The 24,392-nt window shown below is 60.9% G+C and carries 21 protein-coding genes; 14 read left to right on the top strand and 7 right to left on the bottom strand.

Annotation, left to right across the window (positions count from 1 at the left end):
- Position 1 precedes the first annotated feature (1 nt).
- Positions 2-2,614 carry a DNA mismatch repair protein MutS gene (mutS, locus tag M3P21_RS08025; RefSeq protein ID WP_249708989.1) on the bottom strand — a complete coding sequence of 871 codons (2,613 nt, stop codon included), beginning with the start codon at positions 2,612-2,614 and terminating at the stop codon, positions 2-4.
- A gap of 157 nt (positions 2,615-2,771) precedes the next feature.
- Between mutS and M3P21_RS08020 the strand changes: the two genes are divergently transcribed.
- Entirely contained in the window at positions 2,772-5,027 is a 2,256-nt protein-coding gene (locus M3P21_RS08020) for an NADP-dependent malic enzyme (protein ID WP_249708658.1), read from the top strand.
- A 575-nt stretch (positions 5,028-5,602) separates the two neighbouring features.
- Here M3P21_RS08020 and msrA read toward each other — a convergent pair.
- A complete protein-coding gene (gene msrA / locus M3P21_RS08015; RefSeq protein WP_249708656.1) occupies positions 5,603-6,265 on the bottom strand; it encodes a peptide-methionine (S)-S-oxide reductase MsrA in 663 nt (220 codons plus the stop codon).
- Here msrA and M3P21_RS08010 point away from each other — a divergent pair.
- Both M3P21_RS08010 and M3P21_RS08005 read left to right on the top strand, forming a co-directional pair.
- The gene (locus tag M3P21_RS08010; RefSeq protein ID WP_249708654.1) at positions 6,264-6,467 is read left to right on the top strand and encodes a hypothetical protein; all 204 of its coding nucleotides are present in this window, start codon (positions 6,264-6,266) and stop codon (positions 6,465-6,467) included. The two genes, msrA and M3P21_RS08010, sit on opposite strands and share 2 nt — an antisense overlap.
- Positions 6,464-7,177 (top strand): sulfotransferase-like domain-containing protein, encoded by a 714-nt coding sequence (locus M3P21_RS08005; RefSeq protein ID WP_249708652.1) that lies wholly within the window; start codon positions 6,464-6,466, stop codon positions 7,175-7,177. Before M3P21_RS08010 ends, M3P21_RS08005 begins: the two co-directional genes overlap by 4 nt.
- Here the strand turns inward: M3P21_RS08005 and M3P21_RS08000 are convergent, their stop codons facing one another.
- From M3P21_RS08000 to M3P21_RS07990, 3 genes are all read right to left on the bottom strand, one after another.
- On the bottom strand, positions 7,178-8,218 hold the full coding sequence (locus tag M3P21_RS08000; protein WP_249708650.1) for a M48 family metallopeptidase: 1,041 nt from the start codon (positions 8,216-8,218) through the stop codon (positions 7,178-7,180).
- A gap of 18 nt (positions 8,219-8,236) precedes the next feature.
- A complete protein-coding gene (locus tag M3P21_RS07995) occupies positions 8,237-9,304 on the bottom strand; it encodes a YjgN family protein (RefSeq protein ID WP_249708649.1) in 1,068 nt (355 codons plus the stop codon).
- A gap of 145 nt (positions 9,305-9,449) precedes the next feature.
- Positions 9,450-10,673, bottom strand: a complete 1,224-nt coding sequence (locus tag M3P21_RS07990) for an argininosuccinate synthase (protein WP_249708647.1) — start codon at positions 10,671-10,673, stop codon at positions 9,450-9,452.
- Positions 10,674-10,812: 139 nt separating this feature from the next.
- Between M3P21_RS07990 and M3P21_RS07985 the strand changes: the two genes are divergently transcribed.
- Both M3P21_RS07985 and ilvA read left to right on the top strand, forming a co-directional pair.
- Positions 10,813-11,577 carry a hypothetical protein gene (locus M3P21_RS07985; protein WP_249708645.1) on the top strand — a complete coding sequence of 255 codons (765 nt, stop codon included), beginning with the start codon at positions 10,813-10,815 and terminating at the stop codon, positions 11,575-11,577.
- Between the two features lie 52 nt (positions 11,578-11,629).
- The gene (gene ilvA, locus M3P21_RS07980) at positions 11,630-12,856 is read left to right on the top strand and encodes a threonine ammonia-lyase IlvA (protein ID WP_249708643.1); all 1,227 of its coding nucleotides are present in this window, start codon (positions 11,630-11,632) and stop codon (positions 12,854-12,856) included.
- On the opposite strand, the gene M3P21_RS07975 is transcribed toward ilvA, so the two are convergent.
- Entirely contained in the window at positions 12,857-13,186 is a 330-nt protein-coding gene (locus M3P21_RS07975; RefSeq protein ID WP_249708642.1) for an Hpt domain-containing protein, read from the bottom strand.
- Between the two features lie 159 nt (positions 13,187-13,345).
- Between M3P21_RS07975 and M3P21_RS07970 the strand changes: the two genes are divergently transcribed.
- Positions 13,346-14,617 (top strand): PP2C family protein-serine/threonine phosphatase, encoded by a 1,272-nt coding sequence (locus M3P21_RS07970; RefSeq protein ID WP_249708640.1) that lies wholly within the window; start codon positions 13,346-13,348, stop codon positions 14,615-14,617.
- Positions 14,618-14,623: 6 nt separating this feature from the next.
- Here M3P21_RS07970 and M3P21_RS07965 read toward each other — a convergent pair whose 3' ends face one another.
- Positions 14,624-15,070, bottom strand: coding sequence for an NUDIX domain-containing protein (locus M3P21_RS07965; protein WP_249708637.1), 447 nt, complete (start codon positions 15,068-15,070; stop codon positions 14,624-14,626).
- A gap of 77 nt (positions 15,071-15,147) precedes the next feature.
- Here M3P21_RS07965 and hslO point away from each other — a divergent pair, with 77 nt between their 5' ends.
- The 8 genes from hslO to M3P21_RS07925 all read left to right on the top strand — a co-directional run.
- Positions 15,148-16,134: an Hsp33 family molecular chaperone HslO gene (hslO, locus tag M3P21_RS07960; protein WP_249708635.1), complete on the top strand. Its 987-nt coding sequence runs from the start codon at positions 15,148-15,150 to the stop codon at positions 16,132-16,134.
- On the top strand, positions 16,121-16,723 hold the full coding sequence (locus M3P21_RS07955) for a CoA pyrophosphatase (protein ID WP_249708633.1): 603 nt from the start codon (positions 16,121-16,123) through the stop codon (positions 16,721-16,723). Before hslO ends, M3P21_RS07955 begins: the two co-directional genes overlap by 14 nt.
- Positions 16,720-17,877 carry a CCA tRNA nucleotidyltransferase gene (locus M3P21_RS07950; protein WP_249708629.1) on the top strand — a complete coding sequence of 386 codons (1,158 nt, stop codon included), beginning with the start codon at positions 16,720-16,722 and terminating at the stop codon, positions 17,875-17,877. The genes M3P21_RS07955 and M3P21_RS07950 overlap by 4 nt, the downstream gene beginning before the upstream one ends.
- A gap of 199 nt (positions 17,878-18,076) precedes the next feature.
- Entirely contained in the window at positions 18,077-19,915 is a 1,839-nt protein-coding gene (locus M3P21_RS07945; RefSeq protein WP_249708627.1) for an ABC transporter ATP-binding protein, read from the top strand.
- The gene (locus tag M3P21_RS07940; protein ID WP_249708625.1) at positions 19,912-21,744 is read left to right on the top strand and encodes an ABC transporter ATP-binding protein; all 1,833 of its coding nucleotides are present in this window, start codon (positions 19,912-19,914) and stop codon (positions 21,742-21,744) included. Before M3P21_RS07945 ends, M3P21_RS07940 begins: the two co-directional genes overlap by 4 nt.
- Before the next feature lie 39 nt (positions 21,745-21,783).
- Complete coding sequence (locus tag M3P21_RS07935) at positions 21,784-23,019, top strand: class I SAM-dependent RNA methyltransferase (protein ID WP_249708622.1); 1,236 nt, start codon at positions 21,784-21,786, stop codon at positions 23,017-23,019.
- Between the two features lie 16 nt (positions 23,020-23,035).
- The gene (locus M3P21_RS07930) at positions 23,036-23,821 is read left to right on the top strand and encodes an ion transporter (protein WP_249708620.1); all 786 of its coding nucleotides are present in this window, start codon (positions 23,036-23,038) and stop codon (positions 23,819-23,821) included.
- 61 nt (positions 23,822-23,882) lie between these two features.
- Positions 23,883-24,392: L,D-transpeptidase family protein (locus M3P21_RS07925; protein WP_249708619.1), on the top strand; the 510-nt coding region annotated here is incomplete at its 3' end.

Raw genomic sequence — 24,392 nt, 5'->3', positions numbered from 1 at the left:
GTCAGGTTTTGGCCGCCTCTTTTAATTTGTAGATCAGCTCGAGCGCCTCTCGCGGCGAAAGCTCGTCGGGCAGAACGTTGTCGAGCAGGTCGAGCGCAGGTGAGGGCGCAGGTTTTGGCACCGGGGGTGGTGCGGCGGAGAACAGCGGGAGATCGTCGATCAGAGTTTGCTGCTTGCCGCCTTCGCGTTCGGTCTTTTCCAATTGTTCCAGAACCGTGCGGGCGCGCTCGACCACCGACGCGGGCAGACCAGCGAGCTGGGCGACCTGCACACCGTAGGAGCGGTCGGCGGCACCTTTGCGGACCTCGTGCAGAAAGATCACCTCACCTTCCCATTCCTTGACCGAAACGGTGGCGTTTTCGACCCCGGTGAGTTTCCCGGCAAGTGCGGTAAGTTCATGATAATGCGTGGCAAAGAGCGCGCGGCTTTTATTGGCGGCGTGCAGGTGTTCCAGCGTAGCCCAGGCGATGGAGAGCCCGTCATAGGTGGCTGTTCCACGCCCGATCTCATCCAGGATCACCAGCGCGCGGTCATCAGCCTGATTTAGGATCGCGGCGGTTTCGACCATCTCGACCATGAAGGTTGAGCGCCCGCGCGCCAGATCATCCGAGGCACCGACGCGGCTGAATAGCTGGCTGACCAGCCCGATATGGGCGCTGTCGGCAGGTACATAACTGCCCATCTGCGCCAGCAGCGCGATCAGAGCGTTCTGGCGCAGAAAGGTGGATTTGCCCGCCATGTTGGGGCCGGTCAGCAACCAGATCGCGGCGCCGTTCTTGGCGCTCAGGTCGCAATCATTCGCCACAAAGCTCTCGCCGCCCTGTTGACGCAGGGCCTGTTCCACAACCGGGTGGCGGCCGCCGGTGATCTCGAAAGCGCGGCTGGTATCGACACTTGGGCGGCACCAGTTTTCTGCCACGGCCAGATCTGCCAGTGCAGTGGTCAGGTCGATCTCGGCCAGACCGCGCGCGGCCTGGTTGATCTCTGCCGCTTCGTCCATAATTGCAACAGAAAGCCTTTGATAGAGCCGCTTTTCGATCTCCAACGCCAGATTGCCCGCGTTCAGGATGCGGGTTTCGATCTCGCTGAGTTCGACGGTGGTAAAGCGGACCTGATTGGCGGTGGTCTGGCGGTGGATATAGGTTTCGCTGAAGGGCGCGCCCAGCATTTTGTCCGCATGGGTGGCGGTGGTTTCGATGAAATAGCCCAGTACGTTGTTGTGCTTGATCTTCAGCGAGGCGATGCCGGTGTGTTCGGCGTATTTCTTCTGGAACCCGGCGATGACCGAGCGACCTTCGTCGCGCAGGGTGCGGGCCTCGTCCAGTTCCGAGTCGTAGCTTTCGGCGATGAATCCGCCATCGCGGGCCAGCAGCGGGGGTTCGGCCACAAGGGCGGCCTCGAGAAGGCTCAACAGATTATCGAAGCCCGAGAGGGTGCTGGCGGATTGCACCAGCAGGTGGGGCAGCTCCTGAGCCTCGGCGATCTGTGAGATCGCCTCGGCCTGGGTCAGACCGTTGCGGATCGCGGCCAGATCGCGGGGGCCGCCGCGCTCCAGTGCCAGCCGCGACAGGGCGCGATCCAGATCCGGGGTCTTGCGCAACGCTTCGCGCAGGTCAGTGGCGGTCAGTCGATCCTCGGTGGCAAAACTGACCGCATCCAGCCGGTTGCTGATCACATCCAGATCGCGCGACGGGCTGGACAGGCGTTGTTCCAGCAATCGTGCGCCGCCGGGTGTGACGGTGCGGTCCAGCACCGCCAGCAGCGACCCGGCGCGACCACCGGACAGCGCACGCGTCAGTTCCAGATTGCGGCGGGTGGCGGCATCGATCTGCACAACGCGGTCTTCGGCCTCTTTGACGGGCGGTTGCAGCAGCGGCAGTTTGCCCTTTTGGGTGATCTCGAGGTAGTCGATCAGCCCGCCCATGGCCGAAACCTCGGCGCGGGTGAAGGACCCGAACGCGTCTAGCGCGCCCACATTGAACAATGCACACAGGCGCTTTTCCGCGGCCGTACTGTCGAAACTCGCCCGTCCCAACGGCGTGAGAGGTACGCCCATATCAGAGACTATTTCAGCGAATTCGCCCTCGGACCCGTCCGCGACGACCATTTCGGCGGGCGCAAGACGAGCCAGTTCGGGGCCAAGCCGCACCGGCGCCAGCGGCATCACATGAAACGCCCCGGTCGAGATGTCGGCCCAGGCCAGCGCAGCCGCATCGCGCACCACCGCGTAAGCCGCCAGAAAATTGTGCCGCCGCGCTTCCAGCAGCGACTCTTCGGTCAGCGTGCCGGGGGTGACCAGCCGGACAACATCGCGTTTGACCACGGATTTATAGCCGCGTTTCTTGGCCTCGGCGGGGCTTTCCATCTGCTCGCAGACCGCCACGCGGAACCCTTTGCGGATCAACGTCAGCAGATAGCCTTCGGCGGCATGCACCGGCACGCCGCACATGGGGATATCGCGGTCTTCGTGCTTGCCGCGTTTGGTCAGCGCGATATCCAGCGCCTCGGCCGCAGCGACGGCATCGTCAAAGAACATCTCATAGAAATCGCCCATCCGGTAGAACAGCAGCGCGTCCGCATGGGCTGCCTTGATGTCGAGATATTGCGCCATCATGGGCGTGACTGTGGTCAAGCTCTGTTTCTCCCGTGGATGAACCGGCGCGACCTTACAAACCCGATCCATGTGACGAAAGGTGAAAACGCATCGCCGTTGAGGCGGAGGCCATGCTGCGCTATGAGGCGTGAGCCCAGATAGAAAAAAGAAGACCCACATGCCCAAAGCCAAGATCAGCCGCGAAGAAGCGCTTGCCTTTCACATCGAACCCACGCCGGGCAAGTGGGAGGTGCAGGCCACCGTGCCCATGACGACGCAGCGCGATCTGTCACTGGCCTATTCGCCGGGCGTGGCCGTGCCGTGCGAAGAGATCGCAGAAAACCCCGAGACCGCCTATGACTATACCAACAAGGGCAATCTGGTTGCCGTGATCTCGAACGGGACGGCGGTGCTGGGTCTGGGCAATCTGGGCGCGCTTGGCTCGAAGCCGGTGATGGAGGGCAAGTCGGTCCTGTTCAAGCGTTTCGCCGACGTGAATTCTATTGATATTGAGCTGGACACCGAGGACCCGGACGAATTCTGCCGCGCGGTGCGCCTGATGGGGCCGACCTTTGGCGGCATCAACCTCGAGGATATCAAGGCGCCGGAATGTTTCATCATCGAACAGCGCCTGAAGGAAGAGATGAACATCCCGGTCTTCCATGATGATCAGCATGGCACCGCAGTGATCTGCGCGGCAGGTCTGATCAATGCGCTGCATCTGAGCGGGAAAAAGATCGAAGACGTCAAGATCGTGCTGAACGGGGCAGGTGCGGCGGGCATTGCCTGTATCGAACTGCTGAAATCCATGGGTGCACGGCATGAGAACTGCGTGGTCTGCGACACCAAGGGCGTGATCTATCAGGGCCGGACCGAGGGGATGAACCAGTGGAAATCGGCCCATGCGATCCAGACCGACCTGCGCACGCTGGACGAGGCGATGAAGGGCGCGGATGTGTTCCTGGGCGTGTCGGTCAAGGGCGCGCTGACGCAAGAGATGCTGACCGAGATGGCCGAAAACCCGGTGATCTTCGCCATGGCCAACCCCGATCCCGAGATCACGCCCGAGGACGCCCACGAGGTGCGCGCCGATGCCATCGTGGCGACGGGCAGGTCCGATTATCCCAATCAGGTCAACAACGTGCTGGGTTTTCCCTATCTTTTCCGGGGCGCGCTGGACATCCATGCCCGCGCCATCAATGACGAGATGAAAATCGCCTGCGCCAACGCACTGGCGCAGCTTGCGCGCGAGGATGTGCCCGATGAGGTCGCCATGGCCTATGGCAAGAGCCTGTCTTTTGGCCGCGACTATATCATCCCGACGCCGTTTGACCCGCGCCTGATCCACCGCATTCCGCCCGCCGTTGCGCGGGCCGGGATGGATACCGGTGCGGCGCGCCGTCCGATCGTCGATATGGACGCCTATGAGCTGAGCCTGAAATCGCGCATGGACCCGACCGCCAGCATCCTGCGCGGCATGAACGCCCGTGCGCGTGCGGCGCAAAGCCGGATGATCTTTGCCGAGGGCGACGACCCCCGCGTGCTGCGCGCGGCGGTGATGTATCAGCGCTCGGGCTTTGGCAAGGCGCTGGTCGTGGGGCGGCCCGACGAGGTCAAGGAAAAGCTGGATAGCGTCGGCCTCAGCGATGCCACCCGCGAGCTGGAGGTGGTGAACGCCGCCAACACCACGCATCTGGAGTCGTATAAAGAGTTTCTCTACGAGCGCCTGCAGCGCAAGGGGTTCGACGAAAAGGACGTCCACCGTTTGGCTGCGCGCGACCGGCATGTGTTCTCGGCGCTGATGCTGGCGCATGGCCATGGCGATGGTCTGGTCACCGGCGCAACGCGGAAATCGGCCCATGTGCTGGACCGGATAAACCATGTCTTCGACGCCGATGCCCATAGTGGGACCGCCGGAATCACAGCGCTGCTGCACAAGGGTCGGATCGTTCTGATCGGTGATACGCTGGTGCATGAGTGGCCCGAACCCGAGGATCTGGCCGATATCGCCGAGCGAGCGGCGGGTGTTGCACGCCATATCGGACTGGAGCCGCGCGTGGCTTTTGTCAGCTTCTCGACTTTTGGCTATCCGGTGTCGGAACGCGCCGAAAAGATGCATCAGGCCCCCCGTGTGCTGGAGGCACGCGGGGTTGATTTCGAGTTCGAGGGCGAAATGACCGTGGATGTGGCGCTGAACGCGCAGGCGCAGGCGGGCTACCCCTTCCAGCGGCTGACCGGGCCGGCTAATATTCTGATCGTTCCGGCGCGGCACTCGGCCTCGATCTCGGTCAAGCTGATGCAGGAAATGGGTGAGGCCAGCGTGATCGGCCCGATCCTGGCCGGGATCGGCAAACCGATCCAGATTTGTTCCACCGGTTCGACCGCCAATGACATTCTGAACATGGCAGTGCTGGCCTCGAACGATCTGGGATAAGTGCAGGAAATCGAATCCTTTTTTTGGATTCCTCGTTGGATTCCAGAAGTTTATGGGCAAATCTGTTTGCCTATCCACTTTTTTGTGGATAACCTAACGACGAGGGCCGCCCGTGGGCGACCCTCTCAGTTAGACCTACTAACTACTACAGCGGCAAAAGTAGCTGCTGCGGCTTTGGCCAACGGCGGGTGTGCGCGGTAACGCACTCCTGCCTGCCAAAGCGAAAACGATAGTATCTGTGTACGAATACACGCATCGCTTTCTCCTCATACTAGACTATCCAAGTTTGTCTTGGCCCACACTGAAAGCATGATTGCTTTCGAATTCTATGTGGGTGCAGGCACAATTTGTAGAATGCCCAGTAGAGATGCACACAATATCGCGTGCTGCATCATAGAAGATCAATGGAATTTTTAGGTCCTATCCGGACTCTTTCCTCTTGACTGCAATCTTTCTTGTTCACAAATGTTCCGAATCTGATTCCCTGTGTTCAAGACTTCTTAAAAAGCGCCCCTACGCCGAATCCCGGGAGCAGAGACACCTGAAGTTGTTCAAATAATGGTGTTCGACTCGAATTAGCTGCCCGCAAACGGTGCGGCGCTGCCCCAGAGCTGTTTGACTCGCGCGTCCCGGCCACAGGCCTCGCGGTAGAGCTTATAGGCGGTTTTCTGGCGCTTGGGGCCGAACCGCGTGAAGACAAGGCCCTTGCCTTTGTAATAGTCCTGATGCGAGGCATCGGCGGGGTAAAAGGCCCCGGCAGGCAGAACAGGAGTCACGATTTTCTGCCCCAGCGCCGATTGCGCCTCGTTCTTGACCTGCTGGGCGAGCGCCTTTTCCCCTTTATCAGAGACAAAAACAGCCGTGCGATAGCTGTCGCCGCGATCACAGAACTGGCCGCCCGCATCGGTTGGATCAACCGAACGGAAGAACATCCCGATCAGCGTCTCGCGCGAGACCTTGCCGGGGTCAAAGGTGATCTGAACCGCCTCGTAATGCCCGGTGCCGCCATTGGTGACCTGCTTGTAGGTCGGCTTCTTGGTGGAGCCCCCGGCAAAGCCCGAGACCGCCTCGATCACGCCGGGCACCTTCTCGAAATCGGCTTCGACGCACCAGAAACAACCGCCTGCAACCGTCAGCGTTTCTTGCCCGGCGGCAGAGGCGGGAAGGCAGCGCAACACGGCGGCGAAGGTTATCAGGGAAAAGAGCGCAATCGGTTTGATGTGATCGGACAGGGTCATGTTGGGTCTCCTTTGTCGCGATGGTGTGGCGAAGGGCACCCGCAGGCAAGAGGGTGACATGGTTTGTCACATGCAGGTGACCGGAGTTTACCCCTTGGCCCGCGCGCCCCACGGCAGTAGCGTGCGCGCCGGAGGAGATACCATGGCAGACAGGATGAGCAGGCCCGGCAAGGCGTTGATCGGCAGCGAGGCGCAGGCATGAAGATCGCCATGTGGTCCGGGCCGCGCAACCTGTCGACGGCCATGATGTACAGTTTCGGCGCGCGCACCGATTGCGCGGTAATCGACGAGCCGTTTTATGCCGCCTATCTGGCGCGCACCGGCATCGATCACCCGATGCGCGGCGACATACTGGCCGCGCAGGAGCAGGATGCAGCGCAGGTCGCGCAATACCTGTCCGGCCCGAACCCCGGCGCGCGGCCGTTCTGGTACCAGAAACACATGACCCAGCACATGGTCGACGGTATTCCCCGCGACTGGATGCGGGCGGTGCGCAACGTATTCCTGATTCGCCACCCCGCGCGGGTGATTGCCAGCTATGCGGCCAAGCGTGAAAACCCGGTGCTGGATGATATCGGGTTCCGTCAGCAGGTCGAATTGTTCGATGCGGTCAAGGATTGGGGCGGGTCGCCAGTTGTTGTCGACAGCCATGACATCCGCGCCAACCCCGCCGAGGCACTGGAGAAGCTCTGTGATGCGATCGGCGTGCCGTGGTCGCCGCATATGCTGAGCTGGCCCAGAGGAGGCCACAAGGATGACGGTGTCTGGGCGGCGCATTGGTACGGCGCTGTCTGGCAGTCGACAGGATTTGCGGAACCCGAGGGGGAGGTGCCGGAGGTGCCGGAAGACCTTCGGCCTCTGCTGGCGGACTCTATGCCGTATTACGAGCAGATGACAGCCGACCGTATCTGATCACTGCAGGTCGTCGAGCAAGCGCAGGTTGCGCTTGCGCTCTTCGAACCCCGGATGGGTGCTGAGCCAGCCCGAGGCGCCGTCCTGTTCCGGCAGATCGAGACTGTCGAAGAAATCCAGCAACGCGTCCGGGTCATATCCGGCCTGATGCGACAGGGTGGCACCGAACGTGTCGGCCTGCAGTTCATGGGTGCGGGAATAGGACAGTGACAGGATCAGGTTGCCCTGCAGCAACGCATCCTCAAGCATCGGGCCGGTGTCGCCCACCAGCATGCTGATCAGCACATAGCCGCCAACCGAGCGATAGACCTGTTTCAGCCCGTGGTGGCCTGCGACATGGCCCATTTCATGCCCGATCACACCGGCCAGAGCGTCGGCTGAGGCGGTTTCGGCAAGCGTATCGGTGACGATGATGGTACCACCCGGCAGGGCAAAGGCGTTTGGCCCCATTCTGGGCATATGACGGAAGGCAATCCGATAGTCATGGGATTGATCCTGCGGGTCGATCTGCTCCTGCAAGTGGTCAAAGATCTTCAGAATCTCGGCCTGTCGGTCGAGATCAAGCTGGCTCGGTTCGCTCATCACCCGGTCCATGCTGGCCAGCATGCCCTGATCCATCGCGCTGACCACCGGGCCGGGTGTCAGCCAGACGGCCATATGCACCAGCGCGCTCAGCCCGTATTTCCAGACTGCCCAGGCCCCGAGGATGCAGGCCAGAGCCACGGCGATAAGGCGCGGATGAAACTGCTCGAACCCGTGCAGCGATGTGCGGGTGCCCAGCAGATCGTCAACCGTGTCATGCGCATCGGTCAGAAACAGGGTGCCATCGGGCAGGATGATCCGCCGTTCCGCCTGTCCCAGACGCGGTTCGATCTTCACATCCATCAGTCCGGCCTGGGTCATAATTCTTTGCCCCGGATCGATCAGCCAGACCTGATCCTGTCCCACCGCCAGCCGCGCGCGAATTTCGCGTGAGCTGAGCGGCGGATAGGCGCGCCCCTGGATCGAGATACTGCCTTGGCTTGAGCGGATGAAGGGCATCGGCGCGATCTGCTGCGGTTACACCGCGACCTCGATCCCGAACCCTTCGAGATCGCCATAGGCGTCGCCGACAGCATTGCCGCTTGCGGTTTCCTCATCCACGAAGTCATCCAGCGACCCGCCGGGATAGAGCGTGGTATGGTCGGCCAGATAGCGCGCCCGCCGCACATGGGCCCAGGGCATCATCAGACCCAGCGTCAGAACCACCACAAAGAAGTTCGACACCGAAATCCACAGCAGTTTCAGCGGCGATACCGAGGAATGGAACGTGTGACGCTCATCCAGTGTGAGGTTGTTATAGACCGTGTTGCGCACCAGCGCGTGATAGATGATCGCCGCCGGAGCAAATGCCACCAGCACGATCAGATAGAGCAGTCCGATATCGACAAGGGCCGCGGCCTCTTCCGAGCCGGCTTCAAGCGCTTGCAGGGCGCGCGGGATATCCAGGCTGGTGCTGGCGAACGCAAAAAGGATCATCATCGATCCGGCGCCCCAGACAAGCGCGGCCAGCAGCGCCTTGTAGAAGGGACCGATTGCGCTGTCGAAGCTGAACCGCGTGGTGCCCAGACCGTGGCCATTGGCCAGAAAGCGCTGGGTGGCGCGGGTGGCAAAAGGCCATGCGGTGTAAAGCGATAGGGCGGCCAGAAACGGGTAGAGGTAATAGACCTTCACCGCCGACCCAAAGCTGCCGTGAAAGGTGAAGCGGATATTCGACCAGCTCGACATGCGGGCATTGAAACGCAGCGACCGCACCAGAAGATAGGGGATCAGCGCGATCAATCCCAGGACCATCACCAGCACAACGAGGGCGTTCGTGCTGAGCAGCGTATAAACGACAATCCCGGCAATGATGATCAGCCGCCCGATCAGGATCTGAAACCCGTTGGCGTGATAGTCGAAATTGCGCCCGGCCACATAGGTGTTCTGGTGGAAATACTTCTTGGTCCGCACCTTGGCCCAGGCGCTATAGATGCCAAGCGTCAGGATCGACAGCAGCAGGTTGACGATCCAGATACCAAAAAACTCGCGTGCCGATCCGCGAAATTCGAACCCCGCTTTCGAAATATATGAGCTGCTTGCCTGCATGTTCGCCTCTGTGTTCTGCCAGATACCCGTTATGCGGACCGCCGGTTTCACCGTGGGCGGCCCGCAATCGGGGATCGCAGAACAAAGGGGCAAATCTTTGTCAGAGTTGTAGCGCTTCGGGGGTATCTACAACTTTGGCGCGTATTTATTTCAGGCGCTTTTCCCGCGCAGCAAGCAGCTTCAGACGCAGAGCGTTCAATTGGATAAAGCCCGCCGCGTCTTTCTGATCGTAAGCGCCTGCGTCTTCCTCAAACGTCACATGTGCCTCGGAATAAAGCGAGTGATCAGACCAGCGGCCCACGGTCGAGGCGAGGCCCTTGTAAAGCTTCACGCGAACAGTGCCGGTGACATGGTCCTGCGACTTGTCGATGGCGGCCTGCAGCATCTCACGTTCGGGGCTGTACCAGAAACCGTTATAGATCAGCTCGGCATATTGCGGCATCAACTGGTCTTTCAGATGCATCGCGCCGCGATCCATGGTGATCGACTCGATGCCGCGATGGGCCTCCAGCAGGATGGTGCCGCCGGGCGTCTCATAGATACCGCGCGACTTCATACCAACGAAGCGGCCTTCGACCAGATCGAGACGGCCAATGCCGTGCTTGCCGCCATATTCGTTCAGTTTGGTCAGGATGGTGGCGGGGCTCATCGCTTCGCCATTGATGCTGACCGCGTCACCTTTTTCAAAACCGATTTCGATGTATTCCGGCTCGTTCGGCGCGTCTTCGGGGTGAACCGTGCGCTGATAGACATAGTCGGGCGCCATGTCGGCGGGGTCTTCCAGAACCTTGCCCTCGGACGAGGTGTGCAGCAGGTTGGCATCGACCGAAAAGGGTGCCTCGCCGCGTTTGTCCTTGGCAATCGGGATCTGGTTCGCCTCGGCAAATTCCAGCAGCCGGGTGCGGCTGGTCAGGTCCCATTCGCGCCACGGCGCGATCACCTTGATGTCGGGGTTCAGTGCGTAAGCCGCCAGTTCAAACCGCACTTGGTCATTGCCCTTGCCGGTCGCGCCATGGGCGACCGCATCGGCACCGGTGGCTTCGGCAATCTCGACCAGACGTTTCGAGATCAGCGGCCGCGCAATCGAGGTCCCCAGCAGATAGAGGCCTTCGTACTGCGCATTGGCGCGGAACATCGGGAAGACGAAGTCGCGGACGAATTCCTCACGGACATCCTCGATATAGATGTTCTCGGGCTTGATCCCCAGCATCTCGGCTTTCTTGCGGGCGGGGTCCAGTTCCTCGCCCTGGCCCAGATCGGCGGTAAAGGTCACCACCTCGCACCCGTATTCGGTTTGCAGCCATTTCAGGATGATCGAGGTATCAAGACCACCGGAATAGGCCAGAACAACTTTCTTGGGCGCGGACATGGGACTTCCTCTTATTCGAATGACGGATGGCCCCTAGCGGTTTTTTGGCAACAGGGCAAGGAGATCACATTGACCGCGCCTTCAAGCTGCGTTCAAGTGCGCCGGATAATTCGCCAAAAGGTTGAGGAGACGGGTTCAGATGTTGGGTTGGAAGATATTTGTGCATTCCGTGGGAATGGTTCTGCGGAACCTGAAAGAGGCGCTTCAGATTTCCGTGATACCGGGATTTCTTGGATTTGCGGTGATTATCGGTTTGTTCTTTGTGTTTGGTATTCCCTTTGAAAACTTCGATACGGAGACCACAGGGCTGCCAGCTGGTGTGACCGGAGGCGAGATGACTCTGTTCTTCGTGTTCTTTATGGTGACGATTTTTGTCGTCATGTTCTGGATCGTCGTTTCATGGCATAGGTTTGTCCTGCTCGAAGAATACCCGAGCGGTATTATCCCGCCGTTTCGTTTCGACCGTATCCTGGCCTATTTTGGTCGGTATCTGCTGTTGATGCTTCTGGCCCTACTTGCATTCATACCTGCCGGCTTGGTCATGCTGGTTCTGCGCGAAGCTTCCGGTTTGGTCACCGTGGTGGCCGTCGCGGCGTTTCTAGTGCTGGTCGTCTGTTTTATCCGGCTTTCCATCATCTTGCCGGCAGCGGCCATCGGCAAGCCGATAACCTTGTCTCAGGCTTGGGCGGCGACCACCGGTTCGGCGGGCGCAATCATCGTTCTGATAATCGTTTCGGTGTTGTTCCAGATCGCGATACAGTTTGGCGCCGCGCTGCTGGCGATGATCCCGGTGCTTGGCATCATCATTGTGCTCTTTGCCACCATGCTGGTTCTGCCGCTGATCAATGTCAGCATCCTGACCACGATGTACGGGCATTTCGTCGAGAAGCGCGACCTGACCTGAGTACACCCATGTATTCCTTGCCCTTTCGGCGGTGATGCGGCACGACACGGCCATGACTGATTTCATGACCCGTGCCCGTGCCGCCGAACAGGCGATGCGTTCCGTCTTTCCACCGACGCCCTTGCAGCGCAACGCGCATCTGTCCGAGCGCTATGGCGCCGATATCTGGCTCAAGCGCGAAGACCTGAGCCCGGTGCGCTCCTACAAGCTGCGCGGCGCTTTCAACGCGATGCGCAAGCAGCCGGGGCAGGACCTGTTTGTCTGCGCCAGCGCGGGCAATCACGCGCAGGGCGTGGCTTTCATGTGCCGCCATATGGGCGTGCGGGGGGTGATCTTCATGCCGGTTACCACGCCGCAGCAGAAGATACAGAAGACCCGCAAATTCGGCGGCGATCAGATCGAGATCCACCTGACCGGCGATTATTTCGACGACACGCTGGGTGCCGCGCAGGGCTGGTGCGCGCAAAATGGCGGGCATTTCCTGTCGCCTTTCGACGATGAAGACGTGATCGAGGGTCAGGCCTCGCTGGCGGTTGAGATCGAAGAGCAGATGGGCCGCCTGCCGGATCACGTGATCTTGCCAGTGGGCGGCGGCGGCATGTCCTCGGGCGTGTCTACGTGGTTCGGGGACCGAACCCATTGCCTGTTCGTGGAACCTGCGGGCGGTGCCTGCCTGCGCGCGGCGCTCGCAGCGGGGCATCCGGTGACGTTAGGTCATGTGGATAACTTTGTGGATGGCGCAGCGGTGGGCCGGATCGGGGCAAAGACCTTTGACCTGCTGCGGCACACCCATCTATCGGATGTGCTGGTCCTGTCCGAGGACCGGATCTGCGTCACCATGATCGACATGCTGAATGTCGAGGGCATCGTGCTGGAACCCGCCGGCGCAATGGCCATCGACGCGGTCGAAGAGGTACAGAGCTTTGTCCGGGGCCGTAGCGTGGTTTGTGTGACCTCGGGCGGCAATTTCGATTTCGAACGCCTGCCCGAGGTCAAGGAGCGCGCCCAGAGATATTCGGGTGTAAAGAAGTATTTCATCCTGCGCTTGCCGCAAAGACCGGGCGCTTTGAAGGAGTTTTTGGGGATTTTGGGCCCCGAGGACGATATCGCGCGGTTTGAATACCTCAAGAAATCCGCGCGCAATTTCGGGTCGGTCCTGATCGGGATCGAGACCGTCAAGCCGGAGAATTTTGAACGGCTTTTTGCGCATCTGGACGATGCCGGTTTCACCTACACCGATATCACCAGTGACGAAACGCTGGCGCAATTCGTGATCTGATCAGGTCAGATGTGTGCCCGCCTCGGCCTGAAATGCGATCCGCGAGCTTTCGAATTCTGAAATGATTTCACCGATATCCACCGTGTCGGCCTTGCCGTTCGCGGCCTCACGTTCGCCATTCTGGCACAATGTGGAAAAGGTGCTGAACCCAAGGCTGAGCGCACTGCCTTTCAGAAAATGCAGATCACGTTCCAGCGCGTCGCGATCGGGGTTCACCCGCAAACGCGCGATCACCTCGCCGACCTCTTCCAGAAACAGGTCGAACACCTCGTCAAAGTCGTCCTCGCCAACCTCGTCACGCAACTGGATGACGCGGGACCAGTCAATCATCTTTCACCTCTCGGGGTCGTACTACCCTGTGCACAGTTTGACGAAGAGTATGTAAACACAAGGTAAAGATTTCCCCGCAATAAGTGTTTCATAAGATGTTAAGACCATCTGCATAGCGTGGGCTTGGGTCGGTAACGAAATCGTATCCGGGGTTGAACGGTGCTGCAGGTTGGATCGGCAGAAGATAATTCGCAGAAGGTATTGGGCTCGATCCGCCATGTGCTGGTCGTCGATGACAGCCGGCTGCAACGGCGTATCCTGGCCAGCTCCCTGAAGAAATGGGGGTTGGAGGTGATCGAGGCCGACAGTGGCGACGAGGCGCTGCGTATCTGCGCGGAAAACCCGCCCGATCTGGTGCTGAGCGATTGGGTCATGCCGGGTATAAGTGGCCCGGATTTCTGCCGCGCTTTTCGCGATCTTGAGACGGATTGGTATTCCTATTTCATCCTGCTGACCTCGAAGAGCGAAAAGAACGAGGTCGCGCAAGGGCTGGATGCCGGGGCAGATGATTTCCTGATCAAGCCGGTCAGTTCCGATGAGTTGCGCGCGCGCATTTCCGCAGGCGACCGCGTGCTGGGCATGCAGCGCGAATTATCAGAAAAGAACCGCCTGATTGAAAAGGCTTTGGAAGAGCTGAAGCTGGCGCATGACGCCATCGACAAGGATCTGATTCAGGCGCGCAAGATACAGGAATCACTGGTCCCCGAACTCAGCCGCAATTTTGGCGCCTCGCGGGTCAGCCTGCTGCTTGAACCTTGCGGACATATCGGTGGCGATCTGGTCGGAATGTTCTCGCCCGGGCCAGGGCGGCTGGGGTTCTACAGTATCGATGTGTCGGGTCACGGTATCACCTCGGCGATGATGACCGCGCGGCTGGGCAGCTATCTGTCCGGCAGCTATCCGGATCAGAACCTTGCGATGGAGCGTCGGTTTAACAGGTTCTATTCCCTGCGCCAACCCGAAGAGGTTGCGCGCATTCTCAACGCCAGATTGCTGGCCGACCGGGGGGTGGAGGAGTATTTCACCATGGCCTACGGGATTGTCGATCTTGAAAGCGGTGCTTTGCGACTGGTTCAGGCGGGTCATCCACATCCGCTGCTGCTGCGCCGGGATGGGACAACCGAGTTTCTGGGCGAGGGCGGCGTGCCGATCGGTCTGCTGCCGGATGTGCCTTATACGCAGATCGAAACCCGGTTGGAACCTGGTGACCGGGTGCTGATGTATTCCGACGGATTCACCGAATGCCGCACGGAAAATGGTGATATGCTGGATGAAGACGGATTGTTGGACATTGTGCGCGCCTGTGATCCCGATCTGCAGGGGCGGGCGTTTCTGGACGCACTTTACGACAAGCTCAGCCAGCGCATGTCGCCCGAGTTCGGGATGGAGGATGACGTGTCGGCCACGCTGTTCGAATTCAATGGCCTGTGACCGTGATCAAAGCGTGCCCATGAAATAGTGGCGGGCGAAATGCCGATCGCCCGCATTGCCCAGCATCTGCGCTGCCTCATCCGCGCCCAACCAGACTGGCTCGTGAATCGCGTCGGTCGGCGGACCTAAGCGACGAACCGGCCGGGCGCAGTAGATCAGGCAGATCTTCTCGGCCCATAGATCATATTCCGGCATGTAGACGAACCGCCGGAACGCGCCGACGCGACGCGGAGAGGCGATCTGCCAGCCGGTTTCCTCATAAACCTCGCGATGCAGCGCGGGCAGGGGTGATTCGCCCGGATCAATGCCGCCGCCGGGCAATTGCAGGTCCGGGCCGGGTTCGGTCTGGCAGGTCAACAGCAGCGATCCGGACAGCGGCAGCAGGGCATAGACGCCAGCGCGCCGGATATATTTCCGACCCGGTTCCGGGCTTTCACCAAAACGTCTGATCATGTATGCGCCTCTTCCAACTCGGCTTGCCCGCCTTATATGGTCGCGGTATGCCAACCTGTGGCGCGTAAGGAAACCCCATGACACTCGGTACCAAAATCGCGTGGGACGATACGGTCCTGCCATTTCAACTCGATGTTCCGGACATGCGTGGCCGGGTCGCCCGGCTGGACGGCGTCCTTGACGGGATCCTCAGGCAGCATGAATACCCGCCCGTGGTCGAGGCGCTGGTGGCCGAAATGGCGCTGCTTACCGCGCTGATCGGCCAGACTATCAGCCTGCGCTGGAAGCTGTCCCTGCAGGTGCAGTCCAAGGGCCCGGTGCGGATGATCGCAACCGACTATTATGCCCCCGAGCACGAGGGCGATCCCGCTCGCATCCGGGCTTATGCCAGTTTCGACCGCGACCGGCTGAGCGATGGCGCGCCATTCGAGCAGGTGGGCGAGGGGTATTTTGCGATCCTGATCGATCAGGGCAGCGGGACCCAACCCTATCAGGGCATCACGCCGCTGGATGGCGGATCGCTGAGCGCCTGCGCCGAGGCCTATTTCGCGCAGTCCGAGCAATTGCCGACCCGGTTCTCGCTCAGTTTCGGGCGCTCGTCGGAACCCGGTACGCGCGAGCATTGGCGGGCCGGCGGCATCATGCTGCAACACATGCCCAAGGCCTCGCCCTTTGTGGCCAGCGGCGATGGTGAAGGCCAGATACTGACCGCAGACGATCTGGTTGACGGCGAAAGCGGCGAGAATTGGAACCGGGTCAATATCCTGCTCGATACGGTCGAGGATCTGGAACTGATCGGGCCCTCGGTCCCGCCCACCGACCTGCTGGTGCGCCTGTTCCACGAGGAACAACCGAGGGTCTACGATTCGCAATCGGTGCGCTTTGGGTGCTCGTGTTCCGAGGATCGTGTGCGTCAAAGCCTGTCGATCTATTCGGCGCAGGACATTGCCAAGATGACCACCGACGAGGGCGTCGTGACCGCCGATTGCCAGTTCTGCAGCGCGCATTACGTGCTGGACCCCAAAACAGTCGGGTTCGAGGCGGACGCCGATGAAAGTGACTGATCCGGTCGAGGATCTGCACGCGGCTCTGGCCCGCCCGGGGCCAGGGACCAGCGATTTCGACCTCAACCCCGAGGCTGTGTTGCCGGAAGGGCGCAAATTGCGGCCCGCAGGCGTTCTGGTGCCGATCCTGATGCACAAGGATGGGCCAAGGCTGATCCTGACCAAACGGTCTTCGGCCCTGAAACACCATCCGGGCCAGATTGCCTTTCCCGGCGGCAAGCAGGATGAGGGCGACGCAGACGTGACCGCCACAGCTTTGCGCGAGGCCGAAGAAGAGATCGGCCTGCCGCGCGATCTGCCTCGGGTGATCGGCCATTTGCCCTCGCACGAAACGGTGACCGCGTTCGACGTGACCCCGGTTGTCGCACTGCTTGACCATCCGTTCGAGGTGGTGCCCGAACGCAGCGAGGTCGAAGAGGTGTTCACCGTGCCACTGTCTCATGTCACGTCGCCTGCAAATTTCATTGTGGAATCGCGCCGGTGGCGGGGACAGCGCCGCAAATATTTCGTGGTGCCTTTTGGCCCCTATTACATCTGGGGCGCGACGGCGCGTATTTTGCGCGGGCTGGCTGCGCGGATGACACCGTGACGCGGATCAGTGATAACTGGCTGACCCGGCCCGCAACGCAGGCGGTCTGCCGCAGCCTGACGGATGCAGGCGCGCAGGCGCTGTTTGTTGGCGGATGCGTGCGCAACGCGCTGCTGGGCGCGCCAGTCTCGGATATCGACATCTCGACCGACGCGCTGCCGGACCACGTCATGGAGTTGGCGCAGGCAGCCGGTATCAAGGCAGTGCCCACCGGCATCACCCACGGTACGGTGACGCTGGTCAAGGGCGGCATCCCGCATGAGGTCACCACGTTTCGCCGCGACGTTGCCACCGATGGCCGCCGTGCCGTGGTCGCCTTTTCCACCGATCTGGCCGAGGACGCGGCGCGGCGCGATTTCACCATGAACGCGCTTTATGCACGACCGGATGGCACGGTGCTTGACCCGCTGGACGGGATCAAAGACCTGACCGCCCGACGGGTCCGGTTTATTGGTACGGCGCAGGACCGTATCCGCGAGGATTACCTGCGGTCGCTGCGCTATTTCCGGTTTCACGCCTGGTACGGAGATGCCGCGCTGGGCTTTGACCCCGACGCGCTGTCGGCAATCTCCGAAAATCTCAACGGGCTGCAGGGACTATCGCGCGAGCGTGTGGGGGCGGAAATGCTGAAACTGCTCTCTGCCCCGGACCCTGCCCCGTCCATCGCCACCATGCGCTCGATCGGTGTTCTCAATACACTGCTGCCGGGCGCTGATGACCGGGCGCTGGCGCCGCTGGTGCATCTTGAAACCGAGGCGGGCCTTGCCCCCGACCCGCTGCGGCGGCTTGCCGCGCTGGGAGCGGCCGATCTAGCCACCTCGTTGCGCCTGAGCCGGGCGCAGATTGGGACATTGGCCAGCCTGCGCGAGGCCGCGACCGGCACAATGGATGCGGCCGAGCTTGGCTATCGGGCAAAGGCGAAACCGGCAATGGATTCGCTCGCGCTGCGCTGTGCTCTGCTGGAACAACCCTGGGTTCCGGGCTGGAAAGCACTGGTCGAAACCGGGGCCGGTGCGCGGTTTCCGGTGGCCGCGGGCGATCTTATGCCAGATTTTCAGGGACCGGCGCTGGGCGCGAAACTGGCCGAGTTAGAGACGAATTGGATAAGGTCTCAGTTTGATTTGTCGCGCGACGAACTGCTTGGAATGGTGTGATTTTTGCGGCACGAAAATTTTCCGGGTGACAAATCCGGCGGTTTGCGTTTAGCCTGCGCTCAGTCACATGAAGGGAGGGCTGCGAATGTATCACGGGATCTGGTTCCGCTAACGCTGGGATAACCGACCCGTATCGGGTGGTGTCCTGACACCGCCGCTTTCGCACGTCTTTCCATCTGCTCATTCCGGAGCACGTTTCATGTTTCGTTACTTCGAAAATCTCGTCGACCCTTTTGTTGCCTATCCCGAAAAGGACCGGCCACCGCGTAAGCTATTGCCGTTCATGTTGGACTATTCGCAACCGTTCAAGCGGGTGTTTGTCTGGGTCTCGCTGATCTCGATTGTTGTTGCCGCGATTGAGATCGGGTTGATCTACTATATGGGTCGGGTCGTTGATCTGCTGACCGGTGACCCGCAGCAGGTCTGGGCCGCGCATGGCACCGAGCTGATCCTCGTGGCCCTGTTCATCCTGTTCCTGCGGCCGCTGATCCAGTTCGTCGATGTGCTGCTGCTGAACAATGCGATCCTGCCGAACTTCGGCACGCTGATCCGCTGGCGGGCGCATCGCCACGTGTTGCGCCAGTCGGTGGGCTGGTTCGAGAACGATTTTGCCGGTCGCATTGCCAACCGCATCATGCAAACGCCACCTGCTGCCGGTGAGGTGGTGTTTCAGGTCTTTGACGCGATCTCATACTCGCTTGCCTATCTGATCGGTGCCGCGATCCTGCTGATGGCGGCCGAGCCGCGGCTGCTTTTGCCGCTGCTGATCTGGTTTGCGCTTTATGCCTGTCTGGTGCGCTGGACGGTAAAGCGGGTTGGCCCGGCGTCCAAGGCGGCATCGGATGCGCGGTCTGCGGTGACGGGTCGGGTGGTGGACAGCTATACCAACATCCATTCGGTCAAGATGTTCGCGCATCACAACCTGGAGCTCGATTATGCCCGCGAGGCGATCGAGGAAACCCGGCGGACGTTTCAGGTCGAGATGCGGATCTTCACCACGATGGATGTGGTGCTGACGCTGCTGAACGGTCTGCTGATCGTTGGTGTTGTCAGCTGGGCGATCTGGCTTTGGTATCACGGGATGTCTTCGGTCGGCGTCGTCGCTGCTGCCGCCGCGCTGACCCTGCGGCTAAGCGCGATGACCGGCTGGATCATGTGGGCGCTGACCAGTTTCTTCCGCGAGCTTGGCGTCGTGGCCGAAGGGATGGAAACCATCGCACAGCCCATCGATCTGGTGGACACGCCCAAGGCCGAACCGCTGCAGCTAACCAATGGCCGGATCGAGATCTGCGAGCTGTCGCACCATTACGGGCGCGGTGTCGGTGGTCTGGACCGGATCAGCATGGTGATCGAGCCGGGTGAGAAGATCGGCCTGATCGGTCGCTCGGGTGCCGGGAAATCGACGCTGGTCAAGCTGCTGTTGCGGTTCTACGACGCAGAATCCGGCGAGATACAGATCGACGGTCAGTCGATTGCCAATGTCACGCAAGACAGCTTACGGCGCAATATCGGCATGGTTCAGCAGGACAGTTCGCTGCTGCACCGCTCGGTGCGCGACAACATCCTGTATGGCCGTCCGGATGCCAGCGAGGATGAGATGATTACCGCCGCCAAACGGGCCGAGGCGCATGAGTTCATCCTTGATCTGGCCGATCCCGAAGGGCGTCATGGCTATGACGCCAAGGTCGGCGAGCGTGGGGTGAAACTGAGCGGTGGTCAGCGGCAACGGGTGACGCTGGCGCGGGTGATCCTGAAAAACGCGCCGATTCTGTTGTTGGACGAGGCGACCTCTGCGCTAGATTCCGAGGTCGAAGCGGCCATTCAGGATACGCTATACGGCATGATGGAAGGAAAAACCGTGATCGCGATTGCACACAGGCTCAGCACGATTGCCCGGATGGACCGTATCCTGGTCATGGATCAGGGCCATATTGTCGAGCAGGGGCCGCATGCCCAATTGCTGGCGCAGGGCGGGCTTTATGCTCAGTTCTGGGCACGGCAATCGGGCGGATTCATGAACCCGGAGGCCGCTGAATGAGACTGGCGGACCTGATTGATCCGTTTCGCAAGATCGACACGCCCCCGCCTGACCGGCTGGGGGCGTTCATGCGCTGGTGCCTTGCGGGGGCTTGGCCGATGCTGTTTTTGGCCGCCGGGTTCTCGGCTACAGCCGGGATCATGGAGGCTGGCACCGCCTGGATTCTGGGCCGAGTGATTGACACCGCGACATCGGGCGGGCAAGACCTGTTCTTCTCGGCCCGCAATCTCGCCATGATTCTGGGCGCGGTGGCGTTTTTTCTGCTGATCCGCCCGGTCTTCTTTGGCCTCACCGCATTGTCGAACAATTATATCGTCATGCCCAACATCCCGCCGCTGGTTCTGGCGCGGCTGAACCGCTGGACACTGGGCCAATCGGTGACGTTTTTCGACGATGATTTCGCCGGTCGGATCGCGCAGAAGCAGATGCAGACCTCGAACGCCATGTCTTCGGTGGTGTCCGAGACGATCAGCGCGATGGTCTTTGCGTTGGCCTCGCTGGTTGGCACGCTGGCGTTGCTCGGCTCGATCCATCCGCTGGTCTTGCTGCCCTTCATCGGCTGGCTTGGCGTCTATTTCTTTCTGATCCGCTGGTATCTGCCGCGCATTCGCAAACGCTCGGCGGCGCGGGCGGGGGCGCGGGCCATGGTGTCGGGCCAGATCGTCGATGCGATCACCAATATCAAGACGGTCAAACTGTTCGCCCATGCCGATCACGAGGAAGGCGCGGCGCTTGAGGCGCTACACGAGATGCGCGAACGCTCGCTGGAGTTTGGCAAGCTCTCGGCCAGTTTCCGGTTCATCCTGATGTGTCTGGCGGGGATTCTGCCGGTCATGTTGCTGGGGGTGACGCTGCTCTTGTGGCAATCGGGCAGCGCTACAACGGGGGACATCGCCGCCGCCGGAACCATCTCGATCCGGATCGCGCAGATGACCGGCTGGGTCAGTTTCACGCTGATGGGGATGTACGCCAATGTGGGCGAAATCGAGAACGGGATGAAGACGCTGGCCGTCGCCAACCGGATCGAAGATGCGCGCGGGTCCAGGGATCTGCGGGTCACGGCGGGCGAGATCGTGTTTGATGATGTGGGCTTTGCCTATGGGCGCGACATTGGTGGGGTTCAGGGCATCGATCTGACCATCAAACCGGGCGAGAAACTGGGCATTGTCGGTGCCTCAGGAGCCGGGAAATCGACATTGGTTTCGTTGCTATTGCGTCTCTACACAGGTGAAAAAGGCGAAATTCGCATTGATGGGCAGGACATCGCGGGCGCCACACAAGACAGTTTGCGGCGCCAGATCGGCATGGTCACGCAGGAAACCGCGATGTTCAATCGTTCGGCGCGCGACAATATTCTCTATGGCCGACCTGACGCGAGCGAGGCTGAGCTGATCGCCGCCGCCGAAAAGGCCGAGGCGCATGCGTTCATTCTGGGGTTGCAGGACGGGCAGGGGCGGACCGGCTATGAGGCGCATCTGGGCGAGCGGGGCGTGAAGCTGTCCGGCGGGCAGCGCCAGCGGATCGCGCTGGCCCGAGCGATCCTGAAAGACGCGCCGATTCTGGTGCTGGACGAGGCGACATCGGCGCTGGATTCCGAGGTCGAAGCTTCGATCCAGGCGGCGCTCAGCCGGGTGATGCGGGGCAAAACCGTGCTGGCGATCGCGCATCGGCTGTCCACACTCAGTGAAATGGACCGGATCATCGTGATGGATCAGGGGCGGGTTGTCGAAAACGGAACTCATGACAGCCTGCTGGCCAAGGGCGGGCTCTATGCGCAGTTCTGGCATCGGCAGTCGGGCGGGTTCATCCGGACCGAGGCTGCGGAATAAGGGTTCTTTGTCGCCCGCCGCCCCTGTATCAGGCGAGCCATGAGCGAGATTTACCATATCGAAAGGCTGGGCCATCAGGGCGACGGCATAGCCGAAGGGCCGACCTATGCCCCCCGCACCCTGCCCGGTGAACGGGTCAGTGGCGCGCTGGACGGGCGCGTCCTGACCGACATCCGGATCGAAGAGCCATCGGAGGATCGGGTAAAGCCGCCCTGCCGCCATTATCGTGCCTGCGGGGGCTGCCAGTTGCAGCATGCCAGCGATGGGTTTGTTGCGAACTGGAAACAGGAGGTGGTGCGCACGGCCCTTGCCGCGCAGGGTATCGAAACTGATCTGCGTCCGTTGCACACCTCGCCTGCTGCCTCGCGCCGTCGGGCAACGCTGGCGGTGCGGCGGACCAAGAAAGGTGCGCTGGCCGGGTTTCACGGCCGCGCCTCAGGGGTGATCACCGAGATCACCGACTGCCAGTTGCTGGACCCGGCTTTACTGCGTGCGATCCCGGTGGCGGAGGCGCTGGCGCAGCTGGGTGGCAGCCGCAAGGGCGCGCTTGCGGTGACTCTGACCCTGTCCGATGCCGGTCTGGATGTGGCGGTGAAGGGCGGCAAGCCGTTGGACGGGCCGCTGGAACTGGCGCTGGCACAAGCCACCGAACAGCACGGTCTGGCCCGGCTTAGCTGGGAGGATGAGGTGATCGCCATGCGCGACCCGCCCCTCCAGCAGTTTGGAAACATGACTGTCCTGCCGCCGCCCGGTGCTTTCCTGCAGGCTAGCAAAGATGGCGAAATGACACTGTTAGAGGCTGTTTTTGAGGTTGTCGGGGACGCAAAGCGAGTCGTCGATCTGTTTGCCGGATGTGGTACCTTCAGCCTGCCGCTGGCCCGTAAGGCCGAGATTCATGCGGTCGAAGGTGATCGTGAGATGACCCGCGCGCTTGATGCCGGATGGCGCAAGGCAAGCGGGCTCAAGAAACTCACCTCTGAGGCGCGCGACCTGTTCCGCCGTCCCCTGATGCCGGATGAATTGGCCAAGTTCGACGCAGCGGTGCTCGACCCGCCACGTGCCGGGGCCGAGGCGCAGGTGGCAGAGATCGCCGCCGCGCGGGTGCCGGTGCTGGCCTATGTCTCGTGCAACCCGGTCAGTTTTGCGCGCGATGCAAAGACATTGATCGACGCCGGTTACGCCCTGAACTGGGTGCAGGTGGTGGATCAATTCCGCTGGTCGTCCCATGTGGAGCTTGCGGCCTCATTCACAATCAACCATATGGGCGCCAAGTAGGCAGGAGCAGGCGGATATGGGGTTCAGAGAGCGGCTGGGCGCATTTGTGGACCATGCGAGGTTCGGGCAATTCATTACCGGTGTCATCATCGTCAATGCGGTGTTGCTGGGGATGGAAACCTCGCCTGCATTGATGGATCGCTTCGGCCATGCGATCCAGGGTCTCGACCGGCTGTGTCTGGCGATTTTTGTCATCGAAATCACCATGAAACTGATCTCGCGCGGGCATCGGTTCTTTCTGAACGGCTGGAACGTCTTCGACTTCCTCGTGGTGGGAATCGCGCTGGCCCCGGCCACCGAGGGGCTTTCGGTGCTGCGGGCGCTCAGGATTCTGCGGGTGCTGCGGGTGATCTCGGTCGCGCCCAGCCTGCGCCGCGTTGTCGAAGGGTTCATCACCGCCTTGCCCGGCATGGGCAGCGTCTTTGTCCTGATGGCGATCATCTTCTATATCGGCGCGGTCATCTCGACCAAGCTGTTTGGGGGCTCTTTTCCGGATTGGTTCGGCGATCTGGGCCTGTCGGCTTATACGCTCTTTCAGATCATGACGCTGGAAAGCTGGTCGATGGGCATCGTGCGCCCGGTGATGGAGGCCTATCCTTATGCCTGGGTTTTCTTCGTGCCGTTCATCATGGTCACCACCTTTGCGGTTGTGAACCTGCTTGTCGGTTTGATCGTGAACTCGATGCAGGACGCGCATCATGCCGAGGATGAGGTCAAGACAGACGCCTATCGCGACGAGGTTTTGATGCGGCTCGAAGCGATCGAGGCCCGGATTGCCCAGCAGTTTACGACAAAAAAGTGATTTTGCTTTTTAGTAAATTCGTTCTATCCGGGTAAAAAAGAGAAAAACGAGGCAGATGGCAATGGATCGGCGGACATTTTCACTGGGCGCGGTTGCGACGCTGAGCGTTTCGGCCTGCGGCAGCAGTTCGGCACGACGGTTTCGCAGCTATAACGGGCCCAAGGTGACCTCGGTGGTGGTCAACAAGGGCGCGCGGCGCATGTATCTGATGCACAATGAGCAGATACTCAAGGAATACGACATTGATCTGGGCTTTGCCCCGGATGGCGACAAACGGGTCAAGGGCGATGGCAAGACGCCCGAGGGCACCTATTGGATCGACCGGCGCAATCCCAATAGCAGCTATCATCTGTCGCTGGGCATTTCGTACCCCAACTCGCTCGACCGGGCCGAAGCCAAGGCCATGGGCAAGGAGCCGGGTGGCGACATCTTCATTCACGGTGAACCCAACCGGAACCGGCGACAGGCAAGGGACCCGGACTGGACCGCCGGCTGCATTGCGGTAAAAAACGAAGAGATCGAAGAGATCTATGCCATGGTCACGGACTGGACGCCGATCGCGCTGCGCCCC

Source organism: Ruegeria spongiae, from assembly GCF_023502395.1.
In the GTDB taxonomy this organism is placed as follows: domain Bacteria; phylum Pseudomonadota; class Alphaproteobacteria; order Rhodobacterales; family Rhodobacteraceae; genus Ruegeria_C; species Ruegeria_C spongiae.
Note: the sequence above shows the minus strand (reverse complement) of the source record. Positions and strands in the feature narration are given on the sequence as shown.